The organism is Novosphingobium resinovorum (genome assembly GCF_036352595.1).
Lineage (GTDB): Bacteria > Pseudomonadota > Alphaproteobacteria > Sphingomonadales > Sphingomonadaceae > Novosphingobium > Novosphingobium resinovorum_B.
In genome coordinates this window covers 73,447-89,384 of sequence record NZ_JAZFAX010000008.1, presented here as the reverse complement: position 1 = coordinate 89,384, position 15,938 = coordinate 73,447, and the positions used below count along the sequence as shown (strand labels likewise).

Genomic DNA, 15,938 nt, shown 5'->3' with positions numbered 1-15,938 from the left:
TCCTGCACAAGGGTTCCCGCCCCCCGTGATATCAATCATGCGCGTTGCAAAGCGTTGCAGCGCAACACGGGTTCTTCGCGCGGCGCACAATCTCTGCTAGCGATGGGGCACTGTGACACCCTTTCCCTGGACCGACGTCCTCATCATCATCGGGCTCATTCTGCTGAATGGCCTGTTCTCGATGTCCGAACTGGCCATCGTCTCCGCGCGCACGCCGCGCCTCAAGATGTCCGCCGACAAGGGCAGCCGGGCCGCGCAGACGGCCATGGACCTCGCCGCGGACCCCGGCCGCTTCCTCTCCACGGTGCAGATCGGCATCACCCTGATCGGCATCATCGCCGGCGCCTATTCCGGCGCCAGCCTGGGCCAGCCGGTGGGCGATCGCCTTGCCGCCATGGGCGTGCCGGTGCGCTTCGCCGGGGAACTCGGCTTCGCGGTCGTCATCATGGCGACGACGTACGCCAGCGTGGTCGTCGGCGAACTCGTCCCCAAGCAGCTGGCGCTGCGCATGGCCGAGCCGGTGGCGCTCATCATGGCCCGGCCGATGAGCATCCTGGCGACGGCGATGGGCCCCTTCGTCTGGCTGCTCGACAAGTCGTCCGGCCTGATCCTGCGCCTGTTCTCCATCCGTAGCGGCGATACCGAGCGCCTCACCGCCGAGGAACTCCACATGATCTTCGCCGAGGCCACCCGCACCGGCGTGATCGAGGAGGAAGAGCGCGCGATGATGACCGGGGTGATGCGCCTCGCCGAGCGCCCGGTGCGCGAACTGATGACCCCGCGCAACCAGATCGACTGGATCGATGCCGACGCCGACGAGACCCAGCTGCGCGCCAAGATCGAGGCCTCGCCGCACTCGCTGCTGCCGGTGGTGGCCGGCGAAGGCGCGCCGGACAACGTCGTCGGCATCCTCAAGGTCAAGGAAGCGCTCGCCGCGCTCGTCGCCGGGCGCGGCGTCGAGATCCGCGCGATGATGCGCAAGGCCGAGGTGATCCCGGACCAGCTCGACGCCATGGACGCCCTGCGCAAGCTGCAGACCGCCGAAGTGGCGATGGCCGTGGTCCACGACGAATATGGTCACCTCGAAGGCGTGGTCACCCCGTCAGACGTGCTGGCGGCGCTGGCCGGCAACTTCGTCTCGCACCAGGACGAGGGCGATGAGCCGATGGTGACCGAGCGCGAGGACGGTTCGCTGCTGGTCTCGGGCGCGATGCCGGCGGATTCGCTGGCCGACCGCCTGGGCATGACCCTGCCCGACGACCGCGACTTCGCGACGCTGGCCGGCTACGTGCTCCACGTCCTGCGCAAGGTTCCGCGTGAGGGCGAGCACTTCACCGAGCAGGGCTGGCGCTTCGAGGTGGTCGACATGGACGGCCTCAAGATCGACAAGATTCTGGTCGAGCGTGTCGAGAACGAGGACGACGGCGTCAGCGGCGACGGGTGACGGCGGCGGTGTTCAGAGCATCAAGCTCTGCCCTTTAATCGTCATTGCGAGCGCAGCGAAGCAACCCAGGGCAGTCTTGAGCCGCCCTGGGTTGCTTCGCTGTGCTCGCAATGACGAAAGTTCAGAGAATTCATCGCCTCAGCACCCGCCTTTTATCCCGGCCCGTCCAGAAACGCAGGCACAAAAAAAGCCGGACTTTCGTCCGGCCTTTTTTATTCAGCAGTGCGGGAACGCTCAGGTGCCGACCGAAGTCTGCGCGTCGCGCCCGTCGCCTTCCGGCGCGGCGAGGATCGCGCGGGTCACCTGGCCCTTGGCCACGGTGTAGGTCTGCGGATCGCCCACCGTCGAGCGGATCGAGGGTTCGGACGAGCCGGCGAGACCAAGCGCCGACTTCTCGACGTCGCTGCGGGCCTGCGGGCCGCCGAACAGCGCATCGAGCGACTGCTGCTGCAGCGAATCGTCAGTGGGTCGAGGCTGGCCCTGCTTGGGCGGGCTCAGCGAGAAATCGGGCGGCACCACCAGCGGAGTCTGGCGCTGTACCGCGAATTCGTCGGGGCGTGCCCGGTTGAACAGGCTGCCACCGCTACAGGCGGACAGCATGACGGCGCCCGTGGCAACGAGGACGAGGGCACCGGTTTTCTTCATGCGCATCAATTCAAATTCTCCGGGGCGGGCTGAGCCGCTGCATCGGGCTTTTCGCGCGAAAACAGGGATCGGGCAAGGATAATCAGGACGCCGATGGTGATGGCCGCATCGGCGAGGTTGAAGATCAGGAAGGGCCGCCACCCCCCGAAATGAAGATCGGCATAGTCGATCACGTAGCCCACGGCGAACCGGTCGCGGATGTTGCCGAGCGCGCCGCCCAGCACCATCCCCAGCGCCGCGATCTCGGCCAGCTTGCGCTCGCGCAGCAGCCAGACGAACACGAAGGCGGCGATCGCCCCCGTCATCGCCACCAGCGCCCAGCGTCCTTCCGGCGAGCCTGCCGTGAACAGCCCGAGCGAGACGCCGAAGTTCTGCGTGAAGGTGAAGTTGAAGAACGGCAGGACGTAGAGCTGGTCGCCGATCCTGCTCACGCCCAGCCCGTGGACGACCCAGCTCTTGATGCCCTGGTCGATCGCGAAGACCGCCAGCGCCACCAGCAGGCCGGCAAGGCGCTTCACCCAGAGGTTCATTCGGCCGGCTCCACCACGTCGTCGCAGCGATCGCACAGCGCGCCGTCCTCGGTCACTTCCGGGAGATGGCGCCAGCAGCGGCCGCACTTGTGGTCGGAGGAGGGAGTAACGCTCACCGTATCGCCCTGCCCACGCGTGACTGTCCCGGTGATGAACAGCTCGGCGAGAAGTTCGTCGGAGAAATCTCCAGCGGGCAATACTCCGTCGCCGAGGAGAACCTGCGCCTGTAGACCTGAACCAATAACCTTCTCGCGACGCAAAGGTTCGATCTGCTCAGTCACGGTTGCGCGAGCGACGCGTAACCGCTTCCACTTACGCTCAAGATTATAGACACCATCAATGTCAGGATTTTCTCCCGGATCACGAACGTCTGGAACCTCCGGCCATTCGAGCAGGTGGACGCTGCCGCCATCCGGATAGCGCGAGGTCCAGGTCTCCTCGGCGGTGAACACGATCACCGGCGCGGCATAGCGGATCAGCGCGTGAAACAGGATGTCCAGCACGGTGCGGTAGGCGCGGCGCTTCGGGTCCGTCGGCGCGTCGCAGTAGAGGCAGTCCTTGCGGATGTCGAAGAAGAACGCCGACAAGTCCTCGTTGCAGAAATCGAGCAGCGAGCGGACGTAGGTGTTGAAATCGAAGGCATCGACCGCGTCGCGCAGCGTGGCGTCGAGCTTGCCCAGCAGCGCAAGCACGTAGCGCTCCAGTTCGGGCATCTCGGTGACGTTGTGGACACGTTCGGTGCCGTTGAAGCCATCCAGCGCGCCGAGCAGATAACGCAAGGTATTCCGCAGCTTACGGTATTGGTCGGCGACACCCTTGAGGATTTCGTCACCGATGCGGTGGTCCTCGGTGTAATCGACCGAAAGCGCCCAGAGGCGGATGATGTCGGCGCCGTTGGTCTCCATCACCTTGAGCGGGCTGATGGTGTTGCCGAGCGACTTGGACATCTTCATGCCCTTGGAATCCATGGTGAATCCATGGGTCAGCACCGCCTTGTACGGTGCATTGCCGCGCGTGGCGCAGGCTTCCAGCAGCGAGGACTGGAACCAGCCGCGATGCTGGTCCGAACCTTCAAGATAGAGATCCGCCTTCGGGCCGGTGTAGCCCTCGGGGCGCAGCAGATCGGGCCAACGTCCTGATTCCAAAACGAAAGCATGGGTCGAACCGGAATCGAACCAGACGTCGAGAATGTCGGCGACGCGCTCGTAATCCTCGGCATCGTACCCGTTGCCCAGCAGATCCTGTGCCGCCTCGTCCGACCAGCCATCGACGCCCTTTGCAAGGATCGCCGCGCGGATGCGCTCGTTAACCGCTTGATCGACAAGGTATTCGCCGGTCTTGCGGTGCACGAACAGCGTGATCGGCACGCCCCAGGCGCGCTGGCGCGAGAGCACCCAGTCAGGCCGCCCCTCGACCATCGCGCCGATGCGGTTGCGGCCCTTGTCGGGGACGAAACGGGTTTCGGCGATGGCCTGCAGCGCGGTTTCGCGCAGGGTGCCTTTCCCCTGGAATTCCATGGGCTTGTCCATCGGCACGAACCACTGCGGGGTGCAGCGGTAGATCACCTTGGCCTTGGAACGCCACGAGTGTGGGTAGGAATGATGGTAGTCCACCGAAGCCGCCAGCAGCCCGCCCGCTTCGCGAAGGTCGGAGCAGATCGGGCCATCGGGCGCGTTGAACTTCGGGTTGATGACTGAGCCTTGACCCGCCAGCCACAGCCAGTCCTCGCGGTACTTGCCGTCGGCCTCGACCACGAACTTGGGGTTGATGCCGTTGGCCTTGCACAGATCGAAGTCGTCCTCGCCATGGTCGGGCGCCATGTGGACGAGGCCGGTGCCGCTCTCGGTGGTGACGAAATCACCTGCCAGCAGCGGACGCGGCTCGGCGAAGAACCCGCCGAGCGCGTGCATCGGGTGACGCGCGATGGTACCGGCGAGGTCGGAGCCTTTGAGAACCAGCGGCTGATCGACAAGGCACAGACGCCAATAGCTTTCCGTGCCGAGCCCGGCTGCAATCATGCGCTTCGTGAACTGGTCGGCCAAGTTCGAGGCGATAAGCAGGCGTCGCCCATTATCATTGATAACCAGATACTCAATCTCAGGCCCGTAAGCCAAAGCTTGGTTCACCGGGATCGTCCACGGCGTCGTCGTCCAGATCACCGCGTAAGCGCCGACCAGTTCGGGCACCTTGGATTCAACAATCTCGAACGCCACGTCGATCTGGGTCGAGGTGATGTCCTCGTACTCCACCTCGGCTTCGGCCAGCGCGGTCTTCTCCACCGGCGACCACATCACCGGCTTGGCGCCGCGATAGAGCATGCCGTTCTCGGCGAACTTGAGCAGTTCGCCGACGATGGTGGCCTCGGCCTGGAAGTCCATCGTCAGGTACGGGTTGTCCCAGTCGCCGTTGATGCCGAGGCGCTTGAGCTGCTCGCGCTGCACGTTCACCCAGTTCTGGGCATAGGCGCGGCATTCGGCGCGGAATTCCTCCGCCGGAACCTCGTCCTTGTTCTTCTTCTTCTTGCGGTACTCTTCCTCGACCTTCCACTCGATGGGGAGGCCGTGGCAGTCCCAGCCGGGAACGTAAGGCGCGTCCTTGCCCAGCAGGGTCTGGGTGCGGACGACCATATCCTTGAGGATGTGGTTCAGCGCGTGGCCGATGTGCATGTCGCCGTTGGCGTAAGGCGGGCCGTCATGCAGCACGAACTTGTCGCGGCCGCGGCGAGCGTCGCGGGTCTTCTCGTAAATCTTTTCCGACTGCCAGCGCGCAAGAATGCCCGGCTCCTTCTGGGGGAGTCCGGCCTTCATCGGGAAATCGGTCTTCGGCAGGAAGACGGTGCTACGATAGTCGCGCTGTTCGGTCATGATCGCGGGGCACTAGAACAAATGCGCGATCGTTGGAAGTGCGAGGATTCGGTAAGGCTCGGCGTCCCCTGCCCGCGTCACCCTGAACGCGTTTCAGGGTCCATTGTGCCGCAAGCCCGGAAGCTGGAACGGGAAACCGCGAGTGCGGCCTTGTGGAGCGACAGTCCGGCACCAACCGCCCGATGGACCCTGAAACAAGTTCAGGGTGACGGGGTGCCTGGCCGCGTCGTCAGAGGCCCGCCAGCAGTTCGCGCGCCTTCACGCAGTCCCGGTCCATCTGCTCGATCAGCGCGTCGAGCGAATCGAACTTCGCCTCGGGCCGCAGGAAATGGTGGAACGCCACCTCGATCTCCTGCCCGTAGAGGTCGCCCGCGAAGTCGAAGAAGTGCGGCTCCAGCAGTTCCTTGGGCGGGTCGAAGGTCGGGCGGATGCCGATGTTCGCCGCACCGTGGACCACGCGGCCGTCCGGCATGCGCCCGGTCACCGCATAGATGCCGTAGAACGGGCGCAGGTAATTCGCCATGTCGAGGTTGGCGGTGGGAAAGCCGATGGTGCGCCCCAGCTTGTCGCCATGCTGCACCCGGCCCCGGATCGAGAAGGGCCGCGTCAGCAGGCGTGCGGCCAGTTGACAGTCGCCGCTCTTGAGCGCCTCGCGGATGCGGCTCGACGAGACGGTGCCGCCCGCGTCGCTGACCGGACCGACGGTACGGCCTTCAAGCCCGTGCGCCGCGCCGACCTCTCGCAGCAATTGCGGATTGCCGCCCTTGGCGCGGCCGAACGTGAAATCCTCGCCGGTGACGACGCCGACCGCGCCCATGTGACGCACCAGCATCTCCTCGATCCACTGCACGGCGGGCATCGCCGCCATCGCCGAATCGAAGTGCAGCACCAGCATCGCATCCGCGCCGACGGCCGCGAACAGTTCCTGCCGCTGCTCCAGAGTCGTCAGGCGGAAGGGCTCGGCATCAGGCTTGAAGTGGCGGACGGGGTGCGGGTCGAAGGTGGCGACGATGGCCGGGCGGCCCTGCGCCTTCGCCCAGCCGATCGCCTCGCCCACCACGGCCTGATGGCCCTGGTGGAACCCGTCGAAGTTGCCCAGCGCCAGCACGGCACCGCGCAGGGATTCGGGAACGGGTTGGCGGTTGTCGAGGCGAATCATGGGCGTCTCGGCTATAGGGCGCGTGTGAGAGTCACGAAAGCATGTGCCGGTCGGGCACCGTCCGCCGCATGGGCGTCGCGCGCAATTTCAACCCACTCGGGGCCGACTTCGGGCATCACGGTATCGCCCTCGTAATCGCCCGCGATCTCGGTCAGTTCGATCCGGGCGGCGAGCGGGAGGAAGAGAGCATTGATCTCGGCCCCGCCGATCACCGCGACTTCGCCTTCTCCGGCAAGCGCCAGCGCCTCGTCCACCGAATGCGCGACTTCGGCGCCTTCCGCGCTCCAGCCGGTGTCGCGGGTCAGCACGATGTGACGGCGGCCAGGCAGCGGCGCGGGAAAGCTGTCGAAGGTCTTGCGGCCCATCACCATCGGCTTGCCCATGGTCAGCGCCTTGAACCGCTTGAGGTCCGCCGGGAGCCGCCAGGGCAGCGCGCCGTCGCGGCCGATCACGCCGTTTTCGGCGCGGGCGTAGATGAGGAAGACCTGCGGCATCATCTTTGGGGCCATCAGTCGAGGATCAGCCGCGTGACATGGCCCATCTTGCGCCCCGGACGGGCGGCGGCCTTGCCGTAGAGGTACAAGTGGTTGGCCGGGTCGGCGAGGATGGTCGGCCAGTCGTGCGCCTCGTCGCCGATGAGGTTGCGCATCTCCACGCCCTTGGCGGCAAGGCCGGTATCGCCCAGCGGCAGCCCGCAGATCGCGCGGACGTGGTTCTCGAACTGGCTGGTGACCGAACCCTCGATGGTCCAGTGGCCCGAGTTGTGGACGCGCGGGGCCATCTCGTTGAAGACGGGACCGTCCTTCGTCGCGAAGAATTCCAGCGTCAGCACGCCGACATAGTCCAGCGCATCGGCAACCCTCGTCGCGAGTTCGCGCGCGGCGGGCACCTGCTCCAGCAGGTCGGCGGGCGCGGGCACGGTGCTGAGTGCCAGGATGCCGCCCTCGTGGACGTTGTTGGCGCTGTCGAAGAAGCGCACCTCGCCGTCCGCGCCGCGGCACAGGATCACCGAGAATTCGGCAAAGAAGGTGACGAAGCCCTCGTAGATCAGCGGCGTCGCGGGCAGGTCCAGCGCGGCGCCGTCTTCGGGCGTCATGATGCGCCACTGGCCCTTGCCGTCGTAGCCGTCGCGGCGGGTCTTGAGGATGCCTGGCGCGCCGATCTCGGCGATGGCCTGTGCAAGATCCTCCGCGCTGTCCACCGGGGCGAAGGGGGCGGGGGTGCCGCCGAGGCCAGTGACGAAGCGCTTTTCGTTCAGGCGGTCCTGCGCGGTTTCGAGAGCGCGGGCGTGGGCGAGCAGCGGCGTGTCGCCCAGCGCCGCGAGCGGGCCGACGGGGACGTTCTCGAACTCGTAGGTCACCACCGCGCAGTCGGCTGCGAACTTCGCCATGGCCTCGGCATCGTCCCAGGCCGCGCACGTGAACTGCGCGCAGACGTCGGCGGCGATCGAGTCCGCCTCGGGCGCGTAGACGTGGCAGCGGTAGCCAAGCTGCGCCGCCGCCATGGCGATCATCCGCCCGAGCTGGCCGCCGCCAAGAATGCCGATGGTTTCGCCGGGAGAGATCATTACGCCTTTACGCCTGCCTTGTGCCGGTGCCCTTCGACAAGCTCAGGGTGAGCGGACTTAGTGCTGAAATTCTAAAACCCAACCCCGCTCGTGCTGAGCGTGTCGAAGCACCTCAGCCGAGCGAGAAACATCAGACCGGCTTTTCCGCCACACTCGCGGTCTGCGCCGCACGGAAGTCCTTGAGCCGTCCCGCCAGCGCCTCGTCCGAGGTGGCCAGGATCGCCGCTGCCAGCAAGCCCGCGTTTGCCGCGCCCGCCTCGCCGATCGCCAGCGTGCCGACCGGGATACCCGCAGGCATCTGCACGATCGAGAGCAGGCTGTCCTGTCCCGACAGCGCCTTGCTCTGCACCGGTACGCCGAGCACCGGAAGATGCGTCATCGCGGCGATCATGCCGGGCAGGTGGGCGGCGCCCCCCGCCCCGGCGACGATCACCTTGAAGCCTTCGCCTTCCGCGCCATGCGCGAAGTCCACCAGCCGCTCGGGCGTGCGGTGTGCCGAGACGATGCGGGCGTCATAAGCGACGCCCAGCTTGTCGAGCATCTCGACGGCCTTGATCATGGTCGGCCAGTCGGACTGGCTGCCCATGACGATTGCAACTGGTGCGGTCACCGATCAGCGCTCCGAGAGATAGTAGCGGTCGAGCACCTTGAGATCGTTGTCCAGCTCGTAGACGATCGGCTGGCCGGTCGGGATTTCCAGACCGGTGATCTCTTCGTCGGAGATGCCCGAGAGGTGCTTTTCCAGCGCGCGCAGCGAGTTGCCGTGCGCGGCGACCAGCACGGTCGAACCGGCATGGAGGTGCGGCACGATCGAGCCTTCGTAATACGGCAGGACGCGGGCGATGGTGTCCTTGAGGCTCTCGGTCATCGGCGTATCGATGCCCGCGTAGCGCGGTTCGGCCGAGAGGTCGAACTCGCTGCCCTTGTCCATGACGGGGGGCGGAATGTCGAAGCTGCGGCGCCAGACCTTGACCTGCTCGTCGCCGTGCTTGGCGGCGGTCTCGGCCTTGTCGAGGCCGGTGAGACCGCCGTAGTGACGCTCGTTCAGGCGCCAGTCCTTGGTTTCGGGGATCCACAGGATACCGGCGGCTTCGAGCGCGAAGTGCAGCGTCTTGATCGCGCGGGTCTGCAGCGAGGTGAAGGCGACGTCGGGCAGCAGGCCCTTGTCCTTGAGCAGCGCACCGGCAGCGCGGGCCTCGGCCTCGCCCTTTTCGGTGACGTCGACGTCCCACCAGCCGGTGAAGCGGTTTTCAAGGTTCCACTGGCTCTGGCCGTGGCGAAGCAGGATCAGGCGAGGCAATGTAGGCTCCCTATACTGTCAAGGACCGACGCGGTCTTGCCGCAGCCCCTAGCTTTCCGGTGGCGATTTGGCCAGTGGCGGTTTGCTGTCGGGCGATTCGCCGTCATCAACCGCTTCGCCAAGCGCGGATACGGCACGAGCCTGCGCCTTGCGGCGACGCAGGTTCTCGCGCAGCTTGGCGGCGAGACGCTCTTCCTTCGTGGGTTTCCGAGGCGATTGCGGCGCGTTCATCGCCCGCTGCATTGCCGCTCCGAAAAAGAAAGCACAAGAGGCGCTTGACAATCGAACGCCGCGCGGACAATAGCGCCCCCCTGTCCCGGGGGCTTCGTAGCCCGCCTGGCAGACGCCCCGGATACCGGGGTCTGGAATATGTGCTGCTGTAGCTCAGTGGTAGAGCGCGTCATTGGTAATGACGAGGTCGGGAGTTCAATCCTCCCTAGCAGCACCATTCCCCTTCTCTTCATGCACATCGACGAACAATTCCGGCTGGCCCGGCGGGTGCCTGTGTGCAGTCCGCCCAGCAACGATTGCTGCGTCGCAGCGAATGTCATCGAACTGTCTTCGCTTCATCACAGGAGCGTCATGGAACACGCCTAGGGGCGGCCCCTGAGGACACACAACGTCTTAACAGGGATCCACTCCAGCCATGAATCGTTCGCTCCAGCTCGTCGCCGGGTTGCTCGCCACGGCCTCGTTCGCCACCATCGCTCATGCTGGCGAAGTCGCCGGCCACGTCAACGACTCCACCGGCACCCGCGCGCTGCAGTCGGCGACCGTGCGCATCGTCGAACTGAACCGCCAGGTCGAGACCGACCGTGCCGGTTCCTACGTCTTCGGTGACGTTCCCGCCGGTACCTACACGCTCGAAGCCCGCTACGTCGGCGCGGAAGTGACGACAAAGAGCGTCACCGTGCCCGCCACCGGCCGCATCGACGGCAGCTTCGACCTGCCCGCGATCGGCGGCGGCGACATCCTCGTCACCGGCATGACCGCGAACATGACCAGCGCCCTGTCCCGCCAGAAGGCCGCGGACGGTGTGGAATCGGTCCTGACCCGTGACGCCGTCGGCCAGTTCCCCGACCAGAACGTGGCGGAATCGCTGCGCCGCCTGCCCGGCGTCAACATCCTCAACGACCAGGGCGAAGGCCGCTTCGTGGCCGTGCGCGGCCTCGATCCGAACCTCAACTCGACCTCGCTCAACGGCGTGCGCGTCCCCGCACCCGAATCCGACGTGCGCCAGGTCGCGCTCGACGTGATCTCGGCCGACACGATCGAATCGATCGAGGTCAAGAAGAGCTTCACCCCCGACATGGACGGCGACTTCGTCGGCGCCTCGATCGAGATCAACACCACCAGCGCCTTCGATTCGAAGAAGAACCGCTACAACGTCAGCGCCGAGGGCAGCTGGAACGACTATTCGGGCAAGGTGACCCCGAAGGGCTCGTTCGACTTCACCCAGAAGCTGGGCGAGGATTTCGGCGTCGCCGGATCGGTCAGCTACTACAAGCGCAAGTTCGAGACCGACAACGTCGAGATGTCGGACTGGACCGAGAACGACAACGGCGCGGTCTACGGCGAAACCCTGGAATACCGCGACTACGACGTCGAGCGCACCCGCATCAACGCGGCGCTCTCGTTCGACTGGCGCGTTTCGGACACGACCAAGGCCTACGTGCGCGGCAACTGGTCGCAGTTTGACGACCACGAATATCGCCGCCGCACCACCTTCGACTTCGGCGACTTCGGCGATACCGCGACGGCCTCCGGCTCGACCGTCTCGTTCGACACCGGCGCGCTTGAAGACGGCGACAAGCTGACCGTCGAGCGCGACCTCAAGGACCGCTTCGAACGCCAGCGCATCCGCACCGTCACGCTCGGCAGCGACACCGACACCGGCACCTGGAAGTTCAACTGGCAGGCGAGCTACGCCAAGTCGACGGAGAAGGAGACCTTCTCGCTCGACCCGATGGCCTTCGCCGCCGACTTCGAGAACGATTCGGGCGCTTCGGTGACCGTGGACAGCGGCAACAAGTACTTCCCGACGTACTCGGCCACCGGCATCGACAACGCCAGCGACTACAAGTTCGACAAGCTGGAACTGACCACCCTGTCCGACAGCCAGGACGAGGAATGGGCGGCCAAGGCCGACCTCGCCCGCACTTTCGCGGGCGAAAACGGCGACTTCACCATCCAGGGCGGTGCCAAGGCGCGCTGGCGCACCAAGTCCTACAACTTCAACTACAGCAAGTTCGACGGCTATGACGGCGACTTCACCCTCGCCGACGTGCTGGGCTCGCAGACCTACCGCCTGCTGAACATGGGCCCGGTCGCGAACAAGAGCGGTTCGGCCGACTTCTACCTCGCCAACAGCGGCAACTTCGAGCTGAACGACGAGGATAGCCTGCTCGACAGTTCGACCAGCGACTACAAGGTCAAGGAAGACGTCACCGCCGCCTACCTGCTCGGCCGCTGGGACTCCTCCACGCTGCGTGTGATCGGCGGCGTGCGCATGGAACGCACCCACAACGAGATGAACGGTAACCTCGTCGTCAGCTCTGAAAACGACGATGGCGACACCGTCATCGACGTCTCGCCGGTCACTTACAAGCGCAACTACACCAACTGGCTTCCCAGCCTGACAGTGCGCTACAGCCCGCAGCAGAACCTTGTCGCGCGCTTCGCGGGCTACAAGACGGTCGTACGCCCGAACCTTGGTGACATGGCCCCCAGCTACACCATCAACGAGGACGGCGAGGCCGAGTTCGGCAACCCCGCGCTCAAGCCCTACCAGTCGTGGAACTTCGACGCGGGCTTCGAATACTACTTCGCCAAAAACGGCGCCCTGACGTTCGGTGCGTTCTACAAGTCGATCAAGGACTACATCTACAGCCAGACCTCGACCGCCAGCGGCACCTTCAACGGCGTCGAGTACACCGAACTCCAGCAGTCGGTGAACGGTGACAAGGCCGACGTCGCCGGCATCGAGCTTGGCTATAGCCAGGCCTTCACCATGCTGCCGGCGCCGTTCGACGGCCTGCTCACGCAGATCAACTACACCTACACCTACGCCCGCGGCTCGGTGTTCTACGAGAACGACGAGGGTGACCAGATCGCCCGCCGCATCAACCTGCCCAAGTCGTCGAAGAACACCTTCAACGTCGTGCTCGGCTACGAGAAGGGCCCGATCAGCCTGCGCGCCGCCGGTACCTTCCGCGACAAGTACCTCGACGAGGTGGGCGATTCCGTCGACCAGGACCGCATCGTCAACCAGCACTTCCAGCTGGACCTCTCGGCCAAGTACAAGGTCACCGAGAACATCCGCCTGTTCGCCGACTGGGTGAACGTGAACAACGCCAAGTACTACGCCTACCAGAACTACGCGGGCGCCAAGCGTCTCCTCCAGTACGAGGAATACGGCTCGACCGTGAAGTTCGGCGCGCGGGTGAGCTTCTGATGAAGCGCGCCCTCACGACCAGCCTCGCCGGGTTCGTGAAGCCGGGGTCGGGAGCATTGCTCCCGGCCCTCCTGCTTTCCGCCTGCGCGACGACGGGGACCGCCCCGGCCGCCCCCCGTCCCCACTATCCCGCCATCGACATTCCCGCCGAGGGCGAGACCACGCCGGTCGGCACAGGCAATGCCGATGCGGCAGACGATCCGGCGATCTGGCGCAATGCGGCGAACCCCGCCGCCAGCCTGATCCTGGGCACTGACAAGAAGGCGGGGCTCTACGTCTACGGCCTCGACGGCGCGGTGAAGGATTTCTCGCCCGCCGGCGCGCTCAACAACACCGACCTGCGCGAAGTGCGCATGGCCGATGGCGCGACCCGCATCCTCGTGGGCGCCAGCGACCGCACTGACCGGGCCGAACCGCGCATCGCCCTGTTCACGCTCGACGGCGCCACCGGCAAGCTCTCGGTGCTCGGCGCCGAGACGTTCCTGCCAGCGGGGCACGCTCCCGCCGAGGCTTATGGCTTCTGCATGGGCGCACCGTTGGCGGCAGGCGAACTCGCCCGCGCCTATGTCGTGCTCAAGGACGGCACTGTCGCAGAAAGCCGCCTCGTCGAGAAGGCCGGCAAGGTCGCGGCCGAGCACTTGCGCAATGTGAAGTTCGCGACCCAGTCCGAAGGCTGCGTCGTCGATGACGCGACGAAGACGCTCTACTTTGCCGAGGAGGACGTGGCGATCTGGAAGGTGCCGCTTGCCGCACCGGCGCTCGCCGCCAGTTCCTTCGCCCGCGTGGGCGAGGCCGATGGCCTGGTCGATGATATCGAGGGCCTCGCCGTGGCGCATGGTGCCGGCGGCCGCTCCTGGCTGGTCGCATCGAGCCAGGGCGACAATGCCTATGCGCTGTTCGACCTTTCGACGGGCAAGGCCGCAGGCCGTTTCCGCATCAACGGCGGCGCGATCGGCGGCACCAGCGACACCGACGGCATCGAGGTCATTCTCGGCGATTTCGGACCGCAGTACCCCGAGGGCCTGTTCATGGCGCAGGACGGCGACAACGCCCCCAAGGCGCAGAACTTCAAGCTGTTGTCCTGGCGCTCGATCCGCACCGCGCTGGGAATCGACTGATCCGTCCCATGGCCGTCCGCCCTGCCGCATCCTCCTCCCTGCCGCGTCTCTGTACGTCTGGCGGGAGATGCGGTAGGACGGCGACCATGGTGAGGGACCGGAATACCATGAAACGGCTGCATACCCCGGGCGCGATTCTCGCGGTTATCGGCCTTGCCCTGCCGTCTGCGGCATTCGCCGATGTGATGCAGGTCGGCGCGTCCGGCGCCGAATGGGTCGCCGGCGGCCCGGCCGCCCTGCCCCTCCCTTCCAGCATCGCGAAGATGGACCCGGCCTCCGGCGTCGGCTTCGTCGGCAGCACCCTCCCCGGTGCGCCCGAGGAGGTCGAGGCCACGCCGCTGGAAGTCGATTCGAAGCTCCACCCGCAGTCGATCACCGAAGCCCTCGACGCCGCCGGGCCGACCCGCTGGCGCGAACACGTAGCGCAACTCGCCGCCAAGTACGACATCAGCCCGACACTCCTCGAAGCGGTGGTCTGGCAGGAAAGTCGTTGGAACGAGCTGGCGATCTCGCCGGTCGGCGCGCGCGGCCTTGCGCAGCTGATGCCCGGCACCGCCGCGCAGATGGGCGTCAAGCCCGATGATCCGATGGCCAACCTCGAAGGCGGCGCGCGCTACCTGCGCATGCAGCTCGACGCCTTCGGCGGCAATATCGAGAAGGCGCTGGCCGCCTACAACGCCGGCCCCGCCCGCGTGACCCGAGCCGGCGGCGTGCCCGACATCCGCGAAACAAAGGCCTACGTCGCCGCGATCATGGCGCGGCTGACCGCCCCGGTCCGCCAATAGCAAAACCAAATTCCTCCCCGAGCTTTGCTCGGGGAGGTGGCAGCCCGTCAGGGCTGACGGAGGGGAAGTGTTCGAACTCACCCCCTCCACCACCGCCTATGGCGGCGGTCCCCCTCCCCGAGACAAGCCCAGGGAGGAATTGCGATTTCAGCCCAGCAGCTTCTGCGCGATCGCCCGCACTTCGGCCGCCATGTCCGGACGATCGAGCGCGATCGCCAGCGTCGCTTCCACGAAGCCGATCTTCGAACCGCAGTCGAACCGGCGGCCGGCGAACGTCACGGCATGGAACGGCTGCTCGCCGATCAGCTTGGCCATCGAGTCGGTCAGCTGGATCTCGCCACCCGCACCCTTGCCCTGGGTTTCGAGCAGGCCCATCACCTCCGGCTGGAGGATGTAGCGGCCCGAAACGATCTTGTTCGAAGGTGCATCCTCGACCTTGGGCTTTTCGACCAAGCCCTTAACCTCGGTCAGCGCGCCGTTCGAGGCGCCCGGGGCGATCACGCCGTAGCTGGAGACTTCCTCCATCGGCACTTCCAGCACCGAGACGAGGTTGCCGCCCACTTCGTTGTAGGCCTCGACCATCTGCTTCATGCAGCCGGGCGAGCCGTACATCAGTTCGTCCGGCAGGAAGATCGCGAAAGGCTCGTCACCGATCACCGCGCGCGCGCACCACACCGCGTGGCCAAGGCCCAGCGGCACCTGCTGGCGCACGGTGACGAGGTTGCCCGGCTGGATACGGGTCGGCTCCAGCGGATCGAGCGACTTGCCGCGCCCGGTCATCGTCGCTTCCAGTTCGTAGGCGGTGTCGAAATGCTCGACGATGGCGGTCTTGCCGCGGCCGGTGACGAAGACGAACTCCTCGATCCCCGCCTCGCGCGCCTCGTCGACGGCATACTGGATCAGCGGGCGGTCGACGACCGGAAGAAGCTCCTTGGGAATAGCCTTGGTGGCAGGGAGGAAGCGGGTGCCGAGACCGGCGACGGGGAACACGGCCTTGCGGACCGGTTTACGGAATTTCGAGTCACTCATGGGTCTGGTAGATGCCTCGCTCATGTTGCAGCGCGGTTAAAGC

Annotated in this window: 14 protein-coding genes and 1 tRNA gene; 5 read left to right on the top strand and 10 right to left on the bottom strand. The window is 65.9% G+C overall.

Going from position 1 to position 15,938, the window contains the following annotated elements:
• Positions 1-112 precede the first annotated feature (112 nt).
• Complete coding sequence (locus tag V2S85_RS10080; protein WP_330702725.1) at positions 113-1,444, top strand: hemolysin family protein; 1,332 nt, start codon at positions 113-115, stop codon at positions 1,442-1,444.
• 234 nt (positions 1,445-1,678) lie between these two features.
• Here the strand turns inward: V2S85_RS10080 and V2S85_RS10075 are convergent, their stop codons facing one another.
• From V2S85_RS10075 to V2S85_RS10035, 9 genes are all read right to left on the bottom strand, one after another.
• Complete coding sequence (locus V2S85_RS10075) at positions 1,679-2,095, bottom strand: DUF3035 domain-containing protein (protein ID WP_330702724.1); 417 nt, start codon at positions 2,093-2,095, stop codon at positions 1,679-1,681.
• On the bottom strand, positions 2,095-2,619 hold the full coding sequence (gene lspA, locus V2S85_RS10070) for a signal peptidase II (RefSeq protein WP_330702723.1): 525 nt from the start codon (positions 2,617-2,619) through the stop codon (positions 2,095-2,097). Before lspA ends, V2S85_RS10075 begins: the two co-directional genes overlap by 1 nt.
• Positions 2,616-5,483, bottom strand: coding sequence for an isoleucine--tRNA ligase (ileS, locus tag V2S85_RS10065; protein ID WP_330702722.1), 2,868 nt, complete (start codon positions 5,481-5,483; stop codon positions 2,616-2,618). The genes lspA and ileS overlap by 4 nt, the downstream gene beginning before the upstream one ends.
• 229 nt (positions 5,484-5,712) lie before the next feature.
• A complete protein-coding gene (locus V2S85_RS10060; protein ID WP_330702721.1) occupies positions 5,713-6,642 on the bottom strand; it encodes a bifunctional riboflavin kinase/FAD synthetase in 930 nt (309 codons plus the stop codon).
• 11 nt (positions 6,643-6,653) lie between these two features.
• On the bottom strand, positions 6,654-7,139 hold the full coding sequence (locus V2S85_RS10055) for a dihydrofolate reductase (RefSeq protein WP_271182575.1): 486 nt from the start codon (positions 7,137-7,139) through the stop codon (positions 6,654-6,656).
• 11 nt (positions 7,140-7,150) lie between these two features.
• Entirely contained in the window at positions 7,151-8,209 is a 1,059-nt protein-coding gene (locus tag V2S85_RS10050) for a 5-(carboxyamino)imidazole ribonucleotide synthase (RefSeq protein WP_330702720.1), read from the bottom strand.
• A gap of 130 nt (positions 8,210-8,339) precedes the next feature.
• Complete coding sequence (gene purE / locus V2S85_RS10045; protein WP_330702840.1) at positions 8,340-8,795, bottom strand: 5-(carboxyamino)imidazole ribonucleotide mutase; 456 nt, start codon at positions 8,793-8,795, stop codon at positions 8,340-8,342.
• Between the two features lie 27 nt (positions 8,796-8,822).
• Positions 8,823-9,509: a 2,3-diphosphoglycerate-dependent phosphoglycerate mutase gene (gene gpmA / locus V2S85_RS10040; RefSeq protein WP_211150728.1), complete on the bottom strand. Its 687-nt coding sequence runs from the start codon at positions 9,507-9,509 to the stop codon at positions 8,823-8,825.
• Positions 9,510-9,557: 48 nt separating this feature from the next.
• Positions 9,558-9,752 (bottom strand): hypothetical protein, encoded by a 195-nt coding sequence (locus V2S85_RS10035; RefSeq protein ID WP_330702719.1) that lies wholly within the window; start codon positions 9,750-9,752, stop codon positions 9,558-9,560.
• A 130-nt stretch (positions 9,753-9,882) separates the two neighbouring features.
• On the opposite strand from V2S85_RS10035, the gene V2S85_RS10030 reads away from it, so the two are divergent.
• The 4 genes from V2S85_RS10030 to V2S85_RS10015 all read left to right on the top strand — a co-directional run bounded on the left by V2S85_RS10030 (position 9,883) and on the right by V2S85_RS10015 (position 14,866).
• Positions 9,883-9,957, top strand: a tRNA-Thr gene (locus V2S85_RS10030).
• A 198-nt stretch (positions 9,958-10,155) separates the two neighbouring features.
• Positions 10,156-12,963, top strand: coding sequence for a TonB-dependent receptor (locus V2S85_RS10025; protein WP_330702718.1), 2,808 nt, complete (start codon positions 10,156-10,158; stop codon positions 12,961-12,963).
• Entirely contained in the window at positions 12,963-14,081 is a 1,119-nt protein-coding gene (locus V2S85_RS10020) for a phytase (RefSeq protein WP_330702717.1), read from the top strand. Before V2S85_RS10025 ends, V2S85_RS10020 begins: the two co-directional genes overlap by 1 nt.
• Before the next feature lie 107 nt (positions 14,082-14,188).
• Entirely contained in the window at positions 14,189-14,866 is a 678-nt protein-coding gene (locus V2S85_RS10015) for a lytic transglycosylase domain-containing protein (RefSeq protein WP_330702716.1), read from the top strand.
• Between the two features lie 147 nt (positions 14,867-15,013).
• Here the strand turns inward: V2S85_RS10015 and V2S85_RS10010 are convergent, their stop codons facing one another.
• Positions 15,014-15,895 carry a UTP--glucose-1-phosphate uridylyltransferase gene (locus V2S85_RS10010; RefSeq protein WP_330702715.1) on the bottom strand — a complete coding sequence of 294 codons (882 nt, stop codon included), beginning with the start codon at positions 15,893-15,895 and terminating at the stop codon, positions 15,014-15,016.
• Positions 15,896-15,938: the final 43 nt, after the last annotated feature.

Bases quoted from the DNA above. Each gene is read 5' to 3' on its own strand.
- V2S85_RS10035 (WP_330702719.1), bottom strand. From the start codon at position 9,752: ATGCAGCGGGCGATGAACGCGCCGCAATCGCCTCGGAAACCCACGAAG.
- ileS (WP_330702722.1), bottom strand. From the start codon at position 5,483: ATGACCGAACAGCGCGACTATCGTAGCACCGTCTTCCTGCCGAAGACC.
- V2S85_RS10060 (WP_330702721.1), bottom strand. From the start codon at position 6,642: ATGATTCGCCTCGACAACCGCCAACCCGTTCCCGAATCCCTGCGCGGT.
- V2S85_RS10075 (WP_330702724.1), bottom strand. From the start codon at position 2,095: ATGCGCATGAAGAAAACCGGTGCCCTCGTCCTCGTTGCCACGGGCGCC.
- lspA (WP_330702723.1), bottom strand. From the start codon at position 2,619: ATGAACCTCTGGGTGAAGCGCCTTGCCGGCCTGCTGGTGGCGCTGGCG.
- V2S85_RS10055 (WP_271182575.1), bottom strand. From the start codon at position 7,139: ATGATGCCGCAGGTCTTCCTCATCTACGCCCGCGCCGAAAACGGCGTG.
- purE (WP_330702840.1), bottom strand. From the start codon at position 8,795: ATGGGCAGCCAGTCCGACTGGCCGACCATGATCAAGGCCGTCGAGATG.
- V2S85_RS10015 (WP_330702716.1), top strand. From the start codon at position 14,189: ATGAAACGGCTGCATACCCCGGGCGCGATTCTCGCGGTTATCGGCCTT.
- V2S85_RS10010 (WP_330702715.1), bottom strand. From the start codon at position 15,895: ATGAGTGACTCGAAATTCCGTAAACCGGTCCGCAAGGCCGTGTTCCCC.
- V2S85_RS10020 (WP_330702717.1), top strand. From the start codon at position 12,963: ATGAAGCGCGCCCTCACGACCAGCCTCGCCGGGTTCGTGAAGCCGGGG.
- V2S85_RS10050 (WP_330702720.1), bottom strand. From the start codon at position 8,209: ATGATCTCTCCCGGCGAAACCATCGGCATTCTTGGCGGCGGCCAGCTC.
- V2S85_RS10025 (WP_330702718.1), top strand. From the start codon at position 10,156: ATGAATCGTTCGCTCCAGCTCGTCGCCGGGTTGCTCGCCACGGCCTCG.